The organism is Klebsiella sp. CN_Kp097 (assembly GCF_040064495.1).
GTDB classification, from domain to species: Bacteria; Pseudomonadota; Gammaproteobacteria; order Enterobacterales; family Enterobacteriaceae; genus Klebsiella; species Klebsiella aerogenes.
Map to the genome: position 1 here is coordinate 75,970 of NZ_JBEAIL010000001.1, position 16,965 is coordinate 92,934.

The following is a 16,965-nucleotide window of genomic DNA, read 5'->3' on the forward strand; positions in this document are numbered from 1 at the left end:
ACCGCGGCCCTGAGCGCCGCGGTTTTTATTTGTCAGGATTAGCGGTTTTTCGCCAGATGCAGATCGTCGTTATTCATGGTGATCTGCGCGTTATATTCCTTCGGCAAGCGCCGCGCCTGATAAAAGACGCGGTTCCAGTACGGATTATCCAGAGACGAACGCATGACGCCCTGGCTGGCGGAGGCGTGCAGGAAGTTGTGGTCAGTATCGTAGAAACCGACGTGCATGCCGCCGTGAATGCGGAAGAAGACTAAATCGCCAGGTCGTAACTGCTGCTTGCTAACCCGCACGCCCATATGCAGAAGATCGCCGGTGGTCACGCGGTCCATTGGCAGATTGAAGCGGTCCTTCAGCGTACGCCAGACAAAGCCGGAACAGTCGACGCCGCTCTGGTCGGTGCCGCCCCATTCATAAGGGGTGCCGTCCCAGGTGTGCATCTGATCGTGCAGGGCGGCCAGCACCGGTATCAGATCGTCGGAGCCGCTGTCGATCGGCTCATAATGATGCTGCGCCACCGCCTTGGGCGGTTTTTTTGGGGAAGATGAACATCCTGCCAAAATCAATAAAGGAACAAGTAATAAAGCGTGGCTGAGTTTGGGCTTCATGTCGTTATTTTCATGTTAGGGATCGACCGTCGCCATTTATAGCGTATTCAGGGAAACGTCAGAATGATGAAACGCAAAATTTACGAAAACTTACGTACCGCAGGCATAAATTCGCCGGTACCGTAATAAGCACATTTTTCAGATAGTAAACGCGGTGATTTTATTTATTAATAAATGTTTACTATCTAAATCAAAATATAACAGGCCAGAATCAGGATGTTCTTATTTATCTGACGCGAGAGACAGGCGTGCCTCCTTTAAGATGGCGGATAAAAGAGGCTGGCGCATAGCCCATCGCTTTGCGGAACATGGCGGTAAACGCCGCCGGATGCTCATAGCCAAGGCTTAACGCCACGTCGGTAATGCTTCGCCCTTCTCGCAGGGCGGTGAGAGCGTACATCAGGCAGGCTTTATGACGCCAGTCGCGAAACGCCATCCCGGTCTCCTGCAAAAAGCGGCGGTTGAAGGTACGCAGGCTTTGACTCATCTTTTGGGCCCACAGCTCCGGCGTGCTGTGAATCTCCGGTTGGCGGAGAAACGCGCTGCATAGTTCAGCCAGCCGCGGATGTTGCGGTAGCGGCGTAAACATCGGCAGCGGCGGGGCGGCCTGCAGTTCAAACAGTAATAGGGCGATAAGCGCCGCATCATGTCCGCTCTCTTCATACAACAGCGGCAACTGGCAGGCGGCCAATAGCAGTTGATGTAGCAGCGGCGAAACCTGCAATACTTCGCAGCGTACCCCGGCGCGCGGCGCGTCCTGCGGTTCGATATACAGACTATGGGTGCTCACGCCCGGCATCCAGACGCGATGCGGTTTGTTAGCGGGTATCCATACGCCGCTGAACGGCGGCACCAGCCACTGACCGTCATCGGTTTCGACTTTCATCAAGCCATTCACGGCATAGAGAAACTGCGCTCGCCGGTGATGATGGCGCGGTAAAAGGGTGTCAGGCGGATAATCGCTACCCAGGCCTAATACCCGGCGCGGCAGATGATCGACATCATTAATCGCGATATTGCGCATGCGTACTCTCCTGGCTGAAAATCGTAATATATTGGCTTTTAATCGTAAGTCAGCCATTCCGCTATTCTATATCGTTACCTCCCTGAATGGAGGAACGGTATATGATATTTGGGCTTTTTGTTTGTGGACTGTTATCCGGGGTAACCACCTGGCTGTTTGGCTTCGGCGGCGGCTTTGTTACCGTGCCGCTGCTTTACCTGTTGCTGAGCCATCAGGGCACAGTAGGCGGTCAGGCGATGCAAATAGCGGTAGCGACGTCGGCGCTGGTGATGCTGTGCACGTCGCTGTTGGCAAGCGGCCGCCACCTGCGCGTCGGAACGGTTCACTGGCGCTCCCTGCTGCCGATACTTGGCGGCATCGCCATCGGCGGTATTGCCGGCGCGGCGCTGGCGCTGAGGGTTAACGGCGAGTGGATCCGCTGGCTGTTCATTTTGTACCTGGCGGTGACCATGGTGGATTGCTACGTTCGCCCCGGCTTTATGGCGCCGTCGACGGCTTGCGCACCGTCGAGTGCAGGGCGCGAGACTATCCTTGGCGGCGGGATTGGCCTGATTGCCGCCTTCCTTGGCGTTGGCGGCAGCGTGATGACCGTGCCGCTGATGCGCCGGCGTGGCGCGACGATGGCGCAGGCCGCGGCAATGGCCAACCTGCTGACGCTGCCGCTGGCGGCGACCGCCAGCCTGACGTGGCTGCTGATGGCGCCGATGGCGGCGCTGCCCTCCGGTTTCATCGGTAATATCTGGTGGCTGGCGGCCGGGCTGCTGGTGGCCGGGAGCTGGTTGGGATTGCGGGGCGCATCGCGCTGGCTGGCAAAACTCCCCGATCGCTGGCACGTGCGGATCTACCCGCTACTATTGCTACTGGTGCTGCTGGCGATGTGCTTTGGCGGGGTGGGCTGAAACGCAGCCGGATCATGCTCCTGTCATCTTCTTTATACATGCTCTCGCAGGCTTATATTACTGATTATGGAAAATGACCGATGTCTAATGCTGTGACGATTTTCGATCTGGATAACACCCTGATTAAAGGGGACAGTAGTACGCTGTGGAGCCAGTTTATGGTGCGCGAAGGCTGGGTGAGCGATCCGGAATATCTGGCGCGCGAGGCGCAGCTGATGGCGGATTACGACCGCGGGGAAATGAATATCGCCGATTATGTTGCGCTGATTCAGGCGCCGCTGATCGGCATCCCGCAGACGCAGGTGGATAAGCTGGTGGCGCGGTTTGTGCGCGAAAAGGTGTTGCCGCGGGTCTACCCGCAGGCATGGGACGTTATTCGTACCTTACAGGCGCGAGGGGAGAAAATGTTGGTGATCTCCGCCTCGGTAACGCTGCTGGTGCAGGCGATAGCCGCCGAGCTGGGGATTGAACAGGCGTTGGGTATTGATGTTGAAATGGCGGATGGCGGCTACAGCGGTGTGATTGCCGGTACTCCGAGCTATCAGCAGGGTAAAGTGACGCGCCTTGCGCAGTGGCGGGAGGCGCATCCTGACTATACTGGCGAAGTCACTTTTTATACCGATTCGATAAACGACCTGCCCCTGTGCCTGCATGCGGATCGCGTGCGGTTGGTCAACCCGTGTCCGCAGCTGCAGGCAGCCAACGCCCGGTACGGCTGGCCAGTGCTGGCGTGGCGGATCGAATAACGAGACGTTTTCCCTGATTGGTAGCCCCGGTAAGCGTAGCGCCACCGGGGAGAGGGGGTTATAGCGGACTTTGATACAACGGCACTACGCTGCCGCCGATGTAACGGCGGCGCAGCCAGGCGGAGAGGGTGTCCATCACCATGACCACCGCGACCAGCAACAGGGTAATAAACATCACCACATCCCAGTTCCACAAACGCATATTTTCCGCGTAAATGAGGCCAATCCCCCCCGCGCCGACAAAACCTAACACCGCGGCGGAACGGGTGTTGGATTCAATCTGATATAAACTCAGCGCCAGGAAAGTCGGGAACGACTGGGTGAAAATGCCGAAGCGGTGTTTCTGCAGACCATTAGCGCCGACGGCGGTGAGGCCGCGGCCCGGCGAACGGTCTACCGCCTCATGGCCTTCAGCATACAGGCGGCCCAGCAGGCCGGTATCCTGCATAATAATCGCCAGTACCCCCGCCAGCGGCCCGAGCCCTACGGCGCGCACGAAAATCAGACCCCAGATAGCCATATCGATACCGCGCAGCATGTCAAACAAGCGGCGCATCAACACGGCGATAATGCCGGGAATCACGCCGCGCATAATATTGCGCGCCGCCAGGAATGACAGCAACAGCGCGATGACCGTCGCGGTAATCGTCCCGGCGAAGACGATGGCAAGCGTAATGGCGATTTGCGTGAAGTAATAGGCAAACGGCCAGTTCCAGAAGTCGTGCCAGACAAACATCCGCAGCAGATAGCGTCCCATCTGCTGTAGTCCGGTAGTCAGTTGTTCGCTGCTGATACCGAACTGCATAAAGAACCAGACGTAATAAAGTACGCTCGCCAGCGCCAGCAGGCCGACATAGCGCAGGTATCGCCCTTGGGTCTTATACAGCGCCTGATGCTGGCGGCGGCTGGCGGCGATATCCGGTTGATGTTGCCATTGACTCATTTTTTCCCCTCCAGAACCCACTGGCGCAGGCGGCCGGAAAGCATATCCAGCAGCGACACCACAATAATGATCAGCAGCAGCGTCATGCTGACCTGATCGTAACGATCGAGCTTAATGTTGGTCATCAGCTCCTGGCCGATCCCGCCGGCCCCTACCAGGCCAAGAATGGTGGATGAGCGGAAGTTGATCTCAAGGCGCATAAAACCGTAGGAGAGAAAAATCGGTTTCACCTGCGGCCACAGGGCAAAGCGCACCTTCTGCAGCGCCGATGCCCCGCAGGCCGCCAGCCCGCGCACCGGTTTATCCTGCGCGCTTTCCACCGCTTCGTAGAACAGTTTGGTCAGGCTGCCGACCGTATGCAGCATCAGCGCCAGAAAACCGGGGATCGCGCCGATACCGAACGCCATGACGAAAATGACCGCCCAGGCCAGCTCAGGCATGGTGCGTAAAAAGGCCACCAGCACGCGAACGGCGAAGCGTAGCGGCGCGGGTGACCAGGCATTATTGGCGGCGAGGAAAGCCAGTATTGTCGCTACCGCGACCGCCACCAGCGTGGAGGCCAGCGCCAGCTGCAGCGTCTCCCAAATCAGCGGTAGCTGAATCGGCAGGCGATAGCCCCAGTACGCCAGCGAGCCTTTGGTATGTGAATCGGCTAACAGAACGCCCGGATGCAGCGTCGGCAGCGTCTCGAACATATAGTCGAGAAAGTTTGGCAACGAGCGCCAGATAGTGGGCAGATTAAACTCGGCGGCGTGCCCGGCTGCAAAGTAGAGCGCCAGCAGCACCAACGACCAGCCGAAGGTATCGCGCTTTTGCCGCGTCCTGACCTGCTGGTAATAACGTTCAAATTCGGTATGGGTATTATTCATGCGGCGAAAAGGTCTTTAACGTAGCGCCGCCGTCCGCATTGATCCGCGGACGGCGGCATCAGTACGGGATTAACGCGCGCTAACCAGTTCGCGTTTCATATCGATGATCTGCTGGAAATCGGCCACGCTGCCCGGGCCGATGTGCTGAGTACCGCCCATCGCTTTCACGAAACAGGCGTGATCGTCGGTATCCAGTTTTTTAAGCGCGGTGACGACTTTGGCTTTGAAGTCCGCCGGCAGCGCATTGCTAACGAGGATCGGGCCGTTCGGGATCAGCGGCGATTGCCAGATAATACGGATTTGCTTCATCAGATCCGGATGATCCATGCGAATCAGGCGATTGAAAGCGCCCACGCTGTAGCCGCTGTTGTAGTCGCCGACCATCGAGGTCCAGGTGACCGCGCCGGCAAACTGGCCGTTCAGCACGCCGAGAATGTCCTGTTCGTGGCCGCCGGAGAAGGTCACGCTGGAGAAGAAGTTATTGTATTTGTTATCCGCGTCGCCGCCGAATTTCTGTTTAAAGGCGTGGTTTGGAATTAAATAACCGGAAGTGGAATCCGGGTCGGCGAAGCCAAAAGCTTTGCCTTTTAAATCGTCCAGCGTTTTATACGGGCTGTCAGCTTTGACGATGACCACCGAGTGGTAGCCGCGGGATTGATCTTTATCGTCAACGGCGATACCGACAATATCTACGGCTTTCGGGTTATTGATATAGACCGAGGCATAAGAAGAAGGCGACATACTTAATACGACATCGACTTTCCCGCCCAGCAGTCCCTGAATGACGCCAGAATAATCGGATGAGTTACGTAATTTGGTATCGACCTTCAGCTCTTTATCAAGAAACTGTTTCACGCACTGGTTATCGCCAATTTGCTGCGTGGCGTTTTGACCGCCGAGGATCCCCAGATTTAATTCCTTCGGCTGTTCAGCGGCGCTCGCTTGCCACGTCAGTAACAGAGCTGCGATTGCTGCGGATAAACGAACTGCGCCATTTATATGTTTGTTCATTATTTTGCCTGTGTGTTTTTAACTAAAGGAAATTAATGCAATTGGCTAATTTCATCGCCGTACAACCGATGCAGGACATCCTGAGTCAGCTGTGCCGGATGATCGTCGAATATGATGCGGCCTTTGGCGACGCCAATGACCCGGGTGCAGTACTCTTTGACCAGTTCGACCGAATGCAGGTTGACCATCACGCTAATCCCCTGGTCGCTGATTTCCCGCAGTACATTCATGATGCGCTGGGTGTTTTTGGGATCGAGCGAGGCGACGGGTTCATCCGCCAGCAGGATCCCGGGGTTTTGCATCAGCGCACGGCAAATCGCTACGCGCTGCATCTGGCCGCCGGAGAGGTTTTCCGCCCGCTGTAGGGCGTGCGGCAACATATTCATCCACTCGAGAAGGGAAATCGCGCGCGCCCGGTCGGCGTCGGGGAAAACCTTAAACAGCGACTTCAGGGTTGAGGTTTGACTCAGGCGGCCGAGCAGTACGTTAGTCAGCACATCAAGGCGCGGCACGAGGCAGAAGTCCTGGAAAATCATGCCGCATTCGCTGCGCCAGGCATTGAGCGCGCGTCCTTTCAGGCGTGAAACATCATGCGGCATACCGACTTCCGGAAAGCTGAGTATTTCACCGCCGGTGGCGCTATGAGTGCCGTTCAGGACATGAAGTAGCGTGGATTTCCCGGCTCCCGAGCGGCCAATCACGCCCACCAGCTCGCCGGCATGGAGGTCAAAGCTGATGTTATCGAGCACGGTTTGCTGCGCATTATAAGATTTACTCAGGTTGCGCACGCTTAAGACTTTCCGCTGCCGGGTTGGGGCGATGGGCGTAATTAGCGAAAATTCGGTTTCCGCCACCGCGGCAAGAGAGCTGTTCATAAGAGTGTCCTGGTTCGTCATAAACTGGTCACTATTAATCGCGTTTTGTGTGAACTTTCGATGACGGTAAGGCGAAAAAATAATGAAAGCGTGATGAAACGCTTACCTGCAAGGTAAAAGAAACATGCCAGCGGCAATCATAGCGTGATGGTCTACACTAATGAAAATGAGAGCAAATAAGAAAGAAATATGAGAACTAATCTCATTCTCTTAGATATCATTCTTTCATGGGACTAATAGTCCTCTGCAAGCGGTTTTTATGTTTATGTTTAGGCATTTTGTGCGGTGCTTAAAACCATTCACGCAGCTTATGATTGGGCGGATCGTCTTGTAAATGGCTATTTTGCGGTATTATCTTCTTACTTTTATGTGTTATTAAGATTTTTCGCAACTTCATTTATCTCATCCATTAAGAATATTCCTAATGAATTAGGGTTATGATCCTGGATGATATAATAATCGATTCGGATTGTAGGAATTTTCGATCAATAACCACATGAAATTAAATGTTTTTTGTTTTTGAGCAAAAAATAGGATTTCTGCAAAAAGCAAAAAATTGACATAAATGAGAATTAGCTTCACATCCTGCTTGTTGACACTTAATCAGAAAAAACCTAAATTTGAATCCAACAAAAAAATATAAATCGATAAATAATTTCGACATTATTAATGATTAAATAATGCCGCTGGTGTTTTATTATGACCAATTTAAACAGGGGTAATTTGCAGGTTTAATCTCTGCAGGCCTGGCTATCGGCGATGGGGTGAAAGGTAGTATTCCAGGATGAAGAGGATAAACAGTATATGGACGATCAATGCTCCCTTGATAAGTGTATTTGGCCAGCACATGATACTTATTTTTTAAAAGGCTTGTCGGAACTCATCTTAGATATCGAAGAACTTATTTATTTGTCACTGGATAAAATATGTAAGGACTTTTTGTTTATCAATCTGAGTACCAATGCATTAAATTACTTTATTCGCTATGACAACGACTGGTTAGCCAAGGCCAAGGGCAAACAAATCATTCTGATTGCCGCGAGAAAGTCAGAAGCGTTAGCCAATTATTGGTATTACAACGGTGATATTCGCGGCGTGGTGTATGTCGACCTCGCGCGCGATATAAGAAAAGATCTGGCCTATGTAATTAATGGTCGGTTTCTGCGTAAAGATATTAAGAAAGAAAAAATTACTGACCGGGAAATGACGGTGATCAGAATGACGGCCCAAGGAATGCATCCGAAATCTATCGCCAGAATTGAAAATTGCAGTGTGAAAACTATTTATACCCATCGGCGAAATGCTGAGGCCAAGCTGTATTCAAAAATTTATAAATTAGTTATGTAACGTTTATTTAGTGGTACACCGGGACGACTTGTCCTTAATTAAACTCAGGATGAAAAAGCTATGAAAAAAAAGGTTATTGCTATTGCTCTGGTAACGGCGTTTGCTGGAATGGGTGTTGCTCAGGCTGCTGATGTCACTGCTCAGGCCGTTGCTACCTGGTCTGCAACCGCGAAAAAAGACACTTCCAGCAAACTGGTTGTTACCCCGCTTGGCAGCCTGGCTTTCCAGTATGCCGAAGGGATTAAAGGCTTTAACTCACAAAAAGGTCTGTTTGATGTTGCGGTTGAAGGCGATACCACGGCGACTGCCTTCAAACTGACTTCACGTCTTATTACTAACACTCTGACTCAGCTGGATACCTCCGGCTCAACGCTGAGCGTGGGCGTGGATTATAACGGCGCCGCGGTAGAAAAGAGTGCTGACACCATCATGATCGACACCGCTAACGGCGTACTGGGCGGCAACCTCAGCGCGCTGTCTAACGGCTACAACACCGCAGGCCGCACCACCGCGCAGGACGGCTTTAACTTCTCCATCATCAGCGGTACCACCGACGGCACCACCGCGGTAACCGATTACAGCACGCTGCCGGAAGGGATCTGGAGCGGTGACGTGAGCGTGCAGTTCGACGCAACCTGGACCAGCTGATTTTCTCGTAGCACCGGGCAGGGGGAATACCCCTGCCTCTTCATGGACTGAACGCTTATGAAAAAACATCTTCTGGCCATTGGCCTGCTGCTGGGATTGGCGAATCCCGCGCTGGCGCTGGATGTCGGCGATATCTCTTCCTTTATGAACAGCGGCAGCAGCACGCTGAGTAAAGAGATTAAAAATACCACCGACAGCGGCCGCTTAATCAACATTCATCTGGAACGTCTCTCTTCACCGCTGGATGGCGGCAAAGTGATCCCGATGGATAAACAGGATGAAGTCCTGTTGACCCCCGCCAGCTTGTTATTGCCCGCAAAGGCCAGTGAAGTGGTGCGCTTTTTCTACAAAGGCCCGGCGGATGATAAAGAGCGCTACTACCGCATTGTCTGGTTCGATCAGGCCTTAAGCGATGCCCAGCGCAATGGCTCCCAGCGCAGCGCGGTGGCCACCGCTTCAGCCCGCATCGGCACCATTCTGGTGGTGGCGCCGCGTCAGGCTAATTTTCGCTACCAGTTTGCCGGCGACACGCTGACCAATACCGGTAACGCCACCCTGCGCATCATCGCCTACGGCCCGTGTCTGAAAATCGCCGATGGCAAAGAGTGCAAAGAAAACTACTACCTGATGCCGGGGAAATCGCGTCGCTTCACGCGCGTCAATATTGCTGACAAAAAAGGACGGGTCGCGCTCTGGCAGGGCGAGCAGTTTGTTCCCGTGAAATAGACATGTGTGCTGATGGATTAAGACTATGCCTTTACGACGGATCACCCCTGGACTGAACGCGCTGCTTGCCTCCGGCATGGTTCTTTTGCTGGCGCCTTATAGCGACAGCATGGCCGCCGAGCGCGTGCAACAAATCGGCGGCGTGATTATCCCGCAGGCTTTCAGCCAGGCTTTGCAGGACGGCATGAGCATTCCTCTGTTTATTCATCTTGAAGGCAGCCGCGATAATCAGAACGATCAGCGTATCGGCGCCGCGTATATCTGGCTTGATGGCGACGTGCTGCGGGTTCGGCAAATCACCCTCGAAGAGGGCGATGACAACGCTCGCGTCAGCGACGAGACACGTCAACAGCTCAGTCGTTTATCCAATGAGGCTTTCAACGACGCGCTGAAGATCCCCTTAACCGATGCCGCGCAGCTACACCTTAGTCTGCGCCAGTTGCTGTTGCAACTGGTGGTGAAACGTGAGGCGCTGGGAACCGTGCTGCGGTCGCGCAGCGAGGATATTGGCCAGTCGAGCGTTAAAACTTTCAGTAATAACCTTACCTACAACCTCGGGGTCTACAACAACCAGATGCGTAGCGGCGGCAGTAATACCTCCAGCTATCTGTCACTCAATAGCGTTAGCGCGCTGCGCGAGCATCACGTGGTGCTCGACGGCTCGCTGTACGGCATTGGCACCAGCCACCAGGACAACGAACTGTATAAAGCGATGTACGAGCGCGACTTCGCCGGGCACCGTTTTGCCGGCGGGATGCTGGATACCTGGAACTTACAATCGCTGGGGCCGATGACCGCGATTTCGGCCGGTAAAATCTACGGCGCGTCGTGGGGCAACCAGGCCAGCTCGACGGTATTTGATAACAGCCAGTCGGCGACGCCGGTGGTGGCATTCTTACCGGCGGCAGGCGAGGTCCACCTGATGCGTGACGGGCGCCTGTTAAGCGTGCAGAACTTCGTCATGGGGAATCATGAAGTTGATACCCGAGGCCTGCCGTACGGTATTTACGACGTTGACGTCGAAGTTATCGTCAACGGAAGAGTGGTCAGCAAACGCACCCAACGCGTCAACAAGCTGTTTACTCGCGGACGCGGCGCGGGCGCGCCGCTGGCCTGGCAAATCTGGGGCGGCAGTTTCCATATGGACCGCTGGTCGGAAAGCGGTAAAAAGACGCAGCCGGCGAAAGAGAGCTGGCTGGCGGGGGCATCGGCTTCCGGATCGCTGAGTACGCTCAGTTGGGCGGCCACCGGCTACGGTTACGATAACAATGCCGTCGGCGAAACGCGCATCACGCTGCCGCTGACCGAGGCGGTGAATATCAACCTGCAAAACATGCTGGCCAGCGACAGCTCCTGGAGCAGCATTGGCAGCGTCAGCGCCACCTTACCCGGCGGCTTTAGCTCGCTGTGGATTAACCAGGAAAAGACCGTTATCGGCGATAAGCTGCGCCGCAGCGATGCCGACAACCGGGCGATCGGCGGCACGCTGAACCTGAACGCCCTGTGGTCAAAACTAGGCACTTTTAGCATCAGCTACAACGATGACCGCCGCTACAACAGCCATTACTACACGGCGGATTATTACCAGACGATTTATAGCGGCTCTTTTGGCTCGCTAGGCCTGCGCGCGGGCTTACAGCGCTATAACAACGGCGATAGCAACGCCAACACCGGGAAATATATCGCCCTCGATTTATCTCTGCCGCTGGGCAACTGGTTCAGCGCCGGGATGACCCATCAGAACGGCTATACCATGGCCAACATTTCGGCGCGTAAGCAGTTTAATGAAGGGGCGATTCGAACCGTCGGCGCCAATATTTCGCGGGCGATTTCCGGCGATACCGGCGACGACAAAACCTTAAGCGGCGGCGCTTATACGCAGTTCGAAACGCGCTACACCAACGGCACGCTGAACGTCAACAGCGGCGCCGACGGCTACGTGAATACCAACCTGACCGCCAGCGGCAGCGTCGGCTGGCAGGGGAAAAATATCGCCGCCAGCGGGAGAACCGATGGCAATGCCGGGGTGATCTTCAATACCGGTCTGGAAGACGACGGCAAGCTCAGCGCTAAGGTTAACGGGCGCATCGTGCAGCTCAGCGGTAAACGCAACTACCTGCCGCTGTCGCCGTACAGCCGCTATGAAGTCGAACTGCAGAACAGTAAAAACTCGCTCGACAGCTACGACATTGTCAGCGGTCGTAAGAGTCACCTGACGCTTTATCCCGGTAACGTGGCGGTGATCGAGCCGGAAGTGAAGCAAATGGTCACCGTCTCCGGGCGCATCCGCGCCGAAGACGGCACGCTGCTGGCGAACGCGCGCATTAATAACCATATCGGGCGCACCCGTACCGATGAGAACGGTGAATTTGTCATGGATGTCGATAAAAAATATCCCACCATCGATTTTAGCTACGGCGGAAATAAAACCTGTGAAGTGGCGCTGGAGCTCAGCCAGGCGCGCGGCGCGGTGTGGGTAGGGGATGTAGTATGCAGCGGTCTCTCTTCATGGGCGGCGGTGCAGCAGACAGGAGAAGGTAATGAAAGCTAAGTGGCTACTCGCTTTGGCGACGCTGACGATCGCGCCGCTGGCGATGAACGCTGATGCCGCGGTGACAAAATATTCTGAAGCCGCTGCTCCGGCGCGTGAATTTGTCTTTGTCGAGAACAACTCTGATGACAACTTCTTTGTCACCCCTGGCGGCGCGCTGGATCCCCGCCTGACCGGCTCAAACCGCTGGACCGGGTTAAAATCAACCGGTTCTGGTGATACCGCGTACCGTCAGGTCAGCTTGGGTTATATCGATGATGGTCACAACCATGGGATCACCGCTAACTATCGGTTTGATATGTGGCTGGATAATGCGCCGGTCTCTCACCCTTTACTGGGTTTACGGTGCATTAACTGGTACTCGGGATGCGACCTGGCAACCAGCCTGATTTTACCCCAGTCAACTGATGCTAATGGATTTTACGGCGTCTCAACGGGGAGCGGGACGAAATGGCGTCACGGGATGATGTCCGATGCCTTTTATCAATACCTGCAGCAGATGCCGATCGGCGGTACTTTTACGATGACCATTAATTCCTGTCAGACATCGGTCGCTTACGATGCGAGCAAAGGCGAGCGTTGCAAAGATCAGGCGTCAGGTACCTGGTATATCCGCGACGTAACTCATACCAAAGCGGGGCACTTACGCCTGATAAACACCCACTCACTGGCGGAAGTGTTTATCAACAGCGACGGCGTGCCCACGCTGGGCGAAGGCAATGCCGATTGCCGTACACAAACGATTGGTTCTCGCTCCGGTTTAAGCTGCAAAATGGTTAACTATACGCTGCAAACTAATGGATTAAGCAACAGCTCGATTCACATTTTCCCGGCTATCAGTAACTCTGCGCTGGCATCGGCAGTAGGTAACTACGATATGCAGTTCAGCCTTGACGGTAACTCATGGAAACCGGTCAACGGCATTCTGCAGTATTACACTTTCAACGAGATGAAGAGCTCTGATTCTATTTACGTCTTTTTCTCGAGTAACTTTTTCAAGCAGATGGTGGCGTTGGGGATTAGCGACATTAACACCAAAGATCTATTTAACTTCCGTTTTTATAACACCACTTCGCCGGAATCCGGCTGGTATGAATTCTCGACATCCAATAGCCTGATTATCAAACCGCGTGATTTCAGCATCAGCATTATCTCCGATGAGTACACTTCGGCGCCGTCACGTGAGGGCTACGTCGGCAGCGGCGAACCGGCGCTGGACTTCGGCTACATCGTCACCACCAGCGGCAAAACCGCCGCCGATGAGGTGTTGATTAAAGTGACCGGTCCGTCACAGGCGATTAGCGGCCGCTCGTACTGTCTGTTCAGCTCGGCGGACGGTACCGCGCAGGTGCCATTCCCGGCGTCGCTCTCTTTCATTACCCAAAGCGGGGCGACGAAAAGTTACGACGCCGGCTGCGACGATAGCTGGCACGACATGACCGATGCGCTATGGCTGACCACGCCGTGGACTGATATTTCCGGCGATGTGGGGCAGATGGATAAAACAACGGTGCGCTTCTCGATTGCCATGGACGATCCTATCTCGCTGCGCACCATCACCGACAACGGCTGGTTTGGCGAGGTCAGCGCTTCAGGAGAGATTCATGTCCAGGCGACGTGGCGTAACATTAATTAAGCTGACGCTGGCGAGCCTGTGGCTGCTGGCCGCGCCGCTGGCGCAGGCGATTTCTGTCGGTAATCTGACCTTTTCGCTGGCCTCTGACGCTGAGTTTGCGGCGAAAAGGGTGATTAACAACAATAAAAGCGCGCGGCTATATCGGGTGTCGGTGGTGGGTATCGACCGGCCGGGCGGCCATGAGGTTCGTGCCCGCCCGGCGGACGGCGAACTGCTGTTCGCCCCTCGCCAGCTGACGCTGCAGGCGGGTGAAAGCGAATATTTTAAGTTCTATTATCACGGGCCGAAGGATAACCGCGAACGCTACTATCGGGTCTCGTTTCGTGAAATTCCCACCCGCAACCTGGTGATGCGCGCCCCGGCGGGCGGGCAGATCAGCATGGAGCCGGTGGTGGTGATGGATACCATTCTGGTGGTACGCCCGCGGCAGGTTCAGTTTAAATGGGCGTTCGATAAAGCGGCGGGGAGCGTCAGTAATACCGGCAATACCTGGTTTAAGCTGCTGATAAAACCGGGATGCGACACCACGGAAGAGGAAGGTGACGCCTGGTATCTGCGCCCCGGCGATGTCGTTCGCCAGCCGTCGCTGCGTAAGCCCGGCAACCACTACATTATCTATAACGAGAAATTTATTAAAATCAGCAATGACTGCCCGGTGAAATAGCCGGGCAATCGTCTGAATTATTCCTCGTTCAGCAACTCACTCACCAGCGCGATATGGGTCTTAATGCCGACCGCCAGCGCATCTTCGTCGATGCGAAAATGCGGGTTGTGCACGTTCCACGTCGCCCCTTTTTGCGCATTGCCGCAGCCGATAAACAGGAAGGTTCCGGGGATTTTCTCCTGATAGGAGGAGAAATCCTCGCTGCCGAATAGCGCCTTATCCTGCAGCTGTAGCGTGCCTGCCGGGAAGTGGCGGGCTATAGCTTCGCGGGCGATATGATTGGTGGCGTCGTGGTTGTTTCCCACCGCATAGCCCTGCTGCCATTTGATTTCGTAGCTGGCGCCGTGGGCGGCGGTGATGCCGTCGATAATCCGCGCCATCAGCGGCGGCACCGCCTCGCGTACCTGCTGGTTATGGGTACGCAGCGTCCCGGCCAGACGCGCGCTGTCGGGGATCACGTTATAGCTATCGCCGGCCTGAAAAGTGGCGATAGTCAGCACCGGCGCGTTGCCCGGATCGATATGGCGGGCGACGATCTGCTGCAGCGCGCCGACCACTTCCGCGCCGATGGTCACCGGATCGATACAGTGCTGCGGCATCGAGCCGTGGCCGCCTTTGCCGCGAATGGTGATATCAAAGTTATCGCTGGAAGCGACGTACACTCCCTCTTTCAGGGTAATCACGCCAACCGGGCTGGTGGGGAAAACATGCAGGCCGAAAATATGTTCGACATCGTCAACCACGCCAAGCTCAACCAGCTCACGCGCCCCGCCCGGCGGCACCTCTTCCGCGGGCTGGAAGATGAATTTAATGCTGCCGTGCAGCTGTTCGCGAAGCTGGCACAAGACTTTCGCCGCCCCCATCAGCATCGCGGTATGCGCGTCGTGACCGCAGGCGTGCATTACGCCGGGCTTCGTTGAGCAGAATGCTTCTCCGCTCTCTTCCTGGAGCGGTAGGGCATCGATATCGGCCCGCAGCGCCCACATCGGGCCCGGATGCGCGCCGCGCAGTACGGCAATCACGCTATTTTCCAGCGGGCGGCTTATCTCGAGACCGGAAAATAGCGCCAGCTCGCGGGCGATGTAATCGGCGGTCGGCTTCTCGTTAAACGACAGATCCGGATGGGCGTGGATATGGCGACGCCAGCGCAGCGCTTCCTCGGCCGCGGCGGAAATTAATTGTTCAGTGGCGTGATGCATCAGTGACTCCTTCAATCAATAACGGGCTGACTGACGACGGTTTTACGTTTCATGAGCGGCAGCACCGCCAGCGCGGAGCAAACCATCGCCAGTGAAAGAAACAGGAAAGCGCTGGCGTAACCGTGGGTTTTCTCCACCAGATAGCCAATGACGATCGGCGAGACAAAGCCGCCGAGAGTACCGCCGGTATTAATCAGACCGATGGCCGAGCCCATCATATTTTCCGGCAGGCGCTTCATCGGCAGGGTAAAGGCGGTGACGAAGGTCGACATCAGGAAAATTTCGCCGATAAACAGCAGCAGGCTGGCGGTCAGCGGCGTCCGGGCATGGAAGATAGCGAAGATCGCCACGGCGCTGATTAGCGCGCTAATCGCGATGACCAGCGGTTCGCGATTGAGAAAATATTTACCCACCAGCCAGCCGGTACCGAGCGATGAGATCCAGATCCCCAGACCGCCCGCGGCCACCACGTAGCCGGATGCAGACAGCGACATCCCCATACTCTGAACAAAAAACTTCGGTAGCCAGGCCATCAGGCCATAGCTGGGAATATTGACGCAAAAGATAGCCAGAAAGAGCAGGATTACCGTGGGGTTACGCCACAGGGCGGCGCCGGCGGCGCTCTGTTTCGCGACCACCGCCGTCGGTTGCCGGCGCGGCACGCGCAGGGCGATCAGCAGAGCGATGGCGCAGGCCACGATCCCCAGTACGGTGAACGACAGATGCCAGCCGAGCAGCGCCAGCGCGTTAACGGCGATAATCGGCCCAATGGTCATCGCCAGTCCCGCTGACGACAGTAATATCGATTGGGCGAAGGTACGTTGTTCCAGAGTGAAGTTGCTTACCACCGCCTTGGCGCAGGAGCAGGGATAGCCTGAATGGCCGACGCCTGACAGAAAGCGGAACAGCAGCAGCAGGCCGAAGCTCGCTCCCAGCAGGCCAAAGCACAGCGCGAATATCCCCAGCGCCGCCAGCGACAGCACCAGCATCGTTTTGTAGCCAATGCGATCGTTAAGCCAGCCCGCCGGCACCTGAAACAGCGAATAGGCGAGAAAAAAGATGCCGGTAATGTAGCCCAGTTGTTCGGCGTTGAGCCCGAACTCCTTTTCGATAGGCAGCAGCGCGAAGCCGGTGACGGTTTTGTCGATATAAACGACCACGTAGCCGATAAACAGTAAGAAGATCATTTGAGACTGACTTTTCATTTTTTTCCGCCCGGTGT

General features: G+C 55.3%; 16 protein-coding genes. 8 read left to right on the plus strand and 8 right to left on the minus strand.

The features are described from left to right. Positions 1 to 38 precede the first annotated feature (38 nt). Complete coding sequence (locus ABLV07_RS00400) at positions 39 to 605, minus strand: NlpC/P60 family protein (protein WP_032712701.1); 567 nt, start codon at positions 603 to 605, stop codon at positions 39 to 41. Between the two features lie 226 nt (positions 606 to 831). Further along, the gene (locus tag ABLV07_RS00405; protein WP_015368080.1) at positions 832 to 1,629 is read right to left on the minus strand and encodes a helix-turn-helix transcriptional regulator; all 798 of its coding nucleotides are present in this window, start codon (positions 1,627 to 1,629) and stop codon (positions 832 to 834) included. A 101-nt stretch (positions 1,630 to 1,730) separates the two neighbouring features. Between ABLV07_RS00405 and ABLV07_RS00410 the strand changes: the two genes are divergently transcribed. Further along, positions 1,731 to 2,528 (plus strand): sulfite exporter TauE/SafE family protein, encoded by a 798-nt coding sequence (locus ABLV07_RS00410; protein ID WP_032707511.1) that lies wholly within the window; start codon positions 1,731 to 1,733, stop codon positions 2,526 to 2,528. A gap of 80 nt (positions 2,529 to 2,608) precedes the next feature. Then, complete coding sequence (locus tag ABLV07_RS00415; protein WP_086630771.1) at positions 2,609 to 3,274, plus strand: HAD family hydrolase; 666 nt, start codon at positions 2,609 to 2,611, stop codon at positions 3,272 to 3,274. A gap of 58 nt (positions 3,275 to 3,332) precedes the next feature. Here the strand turns inward: ABLV07_RS00415 and phnE (ABLV07_RS00420) are convergent, their stop codons facing one another. The 4 genes from phnE (ABLV07_RS00420) to phnC form a co-directional block, all read right to left on the minus strand. Then, on the minus strand, positions 3,333 to 4,217 hold the full coding sequence (gene phnE, locus ABLV07_RS00420) for a phosphonate ABC transporter, permease protein PhnE (protein ID WP_086630772.1): 885 nt from the start codon (positions 4,215 to 4,217) through the stop codon (positions 3,333 to 3,335). Further along, positions 4,214 to 5,086 (minus strand): phosphonate ABC transporter, permease protein PhnE, encoded by an 873-nt coding sequence (gene phnE / locus ABLV07_RS00425; RefSeq protein ID WP_015368084.1) that lies wholly within the window; start codon positions 5,084 to 5,086, stop codon positions 4,214 to 4,216. Before phnE (ABLV07_RS00425) ends, phnE (ABLV07_RS00420) begins: the two co-directional genes overlap by 4 nt. A 69-nt stretch (positions 5,087 to 5,155) precedes the next feature. Next, complete coding sequence (phnD, locus tag ABLV07_RS00430; RefSeq protein WP_015368085.1) at positions 5,156 to 6,097, minus strand: phosphonate ABC transporter substrate-binding protein; 942 nt, start codon at positions 6,095 to 6,097, stop codon at positions 5,156 to 5,158. A gap of 32 nt (positions 6,098 to 6,129) precedes the next feature. After that, positions 6,130 to 6,972, minus strand: a complete 843-nt coding sequence (gene phnC, locus ABLV07_RS00435; RefSeq protein ID WP_047056111.1) for a phosphonate ABC transporter ATP-binding protein — start codon at positions 6,970 to 6,972, stop codon at positions 6,130 to 6,132. Between the two features lie 804 nt (positions 6,973 to 7,776). Here phnC and ABLV07_RS00440 point away from each other — a divergent pair. Genes ABLV07_RS00440 through ABLV07_RS00465 form a run of 6 tightly spaced genes read left to right on the plus strand, consistent with a single transcriptional unit; the run spans position 7,777 to position 14,544 of the window. Then, positions 7,777 to 8,319, plus strand: coding sequence for a helix-turn-helix transcriptional regulator (locus tag ABLV07_RS00440; RefSeq protein WP_015704518.1), 543 nt, complete (start codon positions 7,777 to 7,779; stop codon positions 8,317 to 8,319). A gap of 60 nt (positions 8,320 to 8,379) precedes the next feature. Next, positions 8,380 to 8,967, plus strand: coding sequence for a common pilus major fimbrillin subunit EcpA (locus ABLV07_RS00445; protein WP_015704519.1), 588 nt, complete (start codon positions 8,380 to 8,382; stop codon positions 8,965 to 8,967). Between the two features lie 57 nt (positions 8,968 to 9,024). Continuing rightward, entirely contained in the window at positions 9,025 to 9,693 is a 669-nt protein-coding gene (locus ABLV07_RS00450) for a hypothetical protein (protein WP_015368090.1), read from the plus strand. 25 nt (positions 9,694 to 9,718) lie between these two features. Then, positions 9,719 to 12,244, plus strand: a complete 2,526-nt coding sequence (locus tag ABLV07_RS00455) for a fimbrial biogenesis outer membrane usher protein (protein ID WP_126338359.1) — start codon at positions 9,719 to 9,721, stop codon at positions 12,242 to 12,244. 43 nt (positions 12,245 to 12,287) lie between these two features. Beyond that, positions 12,288 to 13,880, plus strand: a complete 1,593-nt coding sequence (locus tag ABLV07_RS00460; RefSeq protein WP_086631148.1) for a hypothetical protein — start codon at positions 12,288 to 12,290, stop codon at positions 13,878 to 13,880. Beyond that, entirely contained in the window at positions 13,849 to 14,544 is a 696-nt protein-coding gene (locus ABLV07_RS00465; RefSeq protein ID WP_015704522.1) for a fimbria/pilus periplasmic chaperone, read from the plus strand. The genes ABLV07_RS00460 and ABLV07_RS00465 overlap by 32 nt, the downstream gene beginning before the upstream one ends. A 17-nt stretch (positions 14,545 to 14,561) precedes the next feature. Here ABLV07_RS00465 and ABLV07_RS00470 read toward each other — a convergent pair whose 3' ends face one another. Then, entirely contained in the window at positions 14,562 to 15,743 is a 1,182-nt protein-coding gene (locus tag ABLV07_RS00470) for an amidohydrolase (RefSeq protein WP_032713956.1), read from the minus strand. A gap of 11 nt (positions 15,744 to 15,754) precedes the next feature. Then, the gene (locus tag ABLV07_RS00475) at positions 15,755 to 16,948 is read right to left on the minus strand and encodes an MFS transporter (protein ID WP_015368095.1); all 1,194 of its coding nucleotides are present in this window, start codon (positions 16,946 to 16,948) and stop codon (positions 15,755 to 15,757) included. Positions 16,949 to 16,965 lie beyond the last annotated feature (17 nt).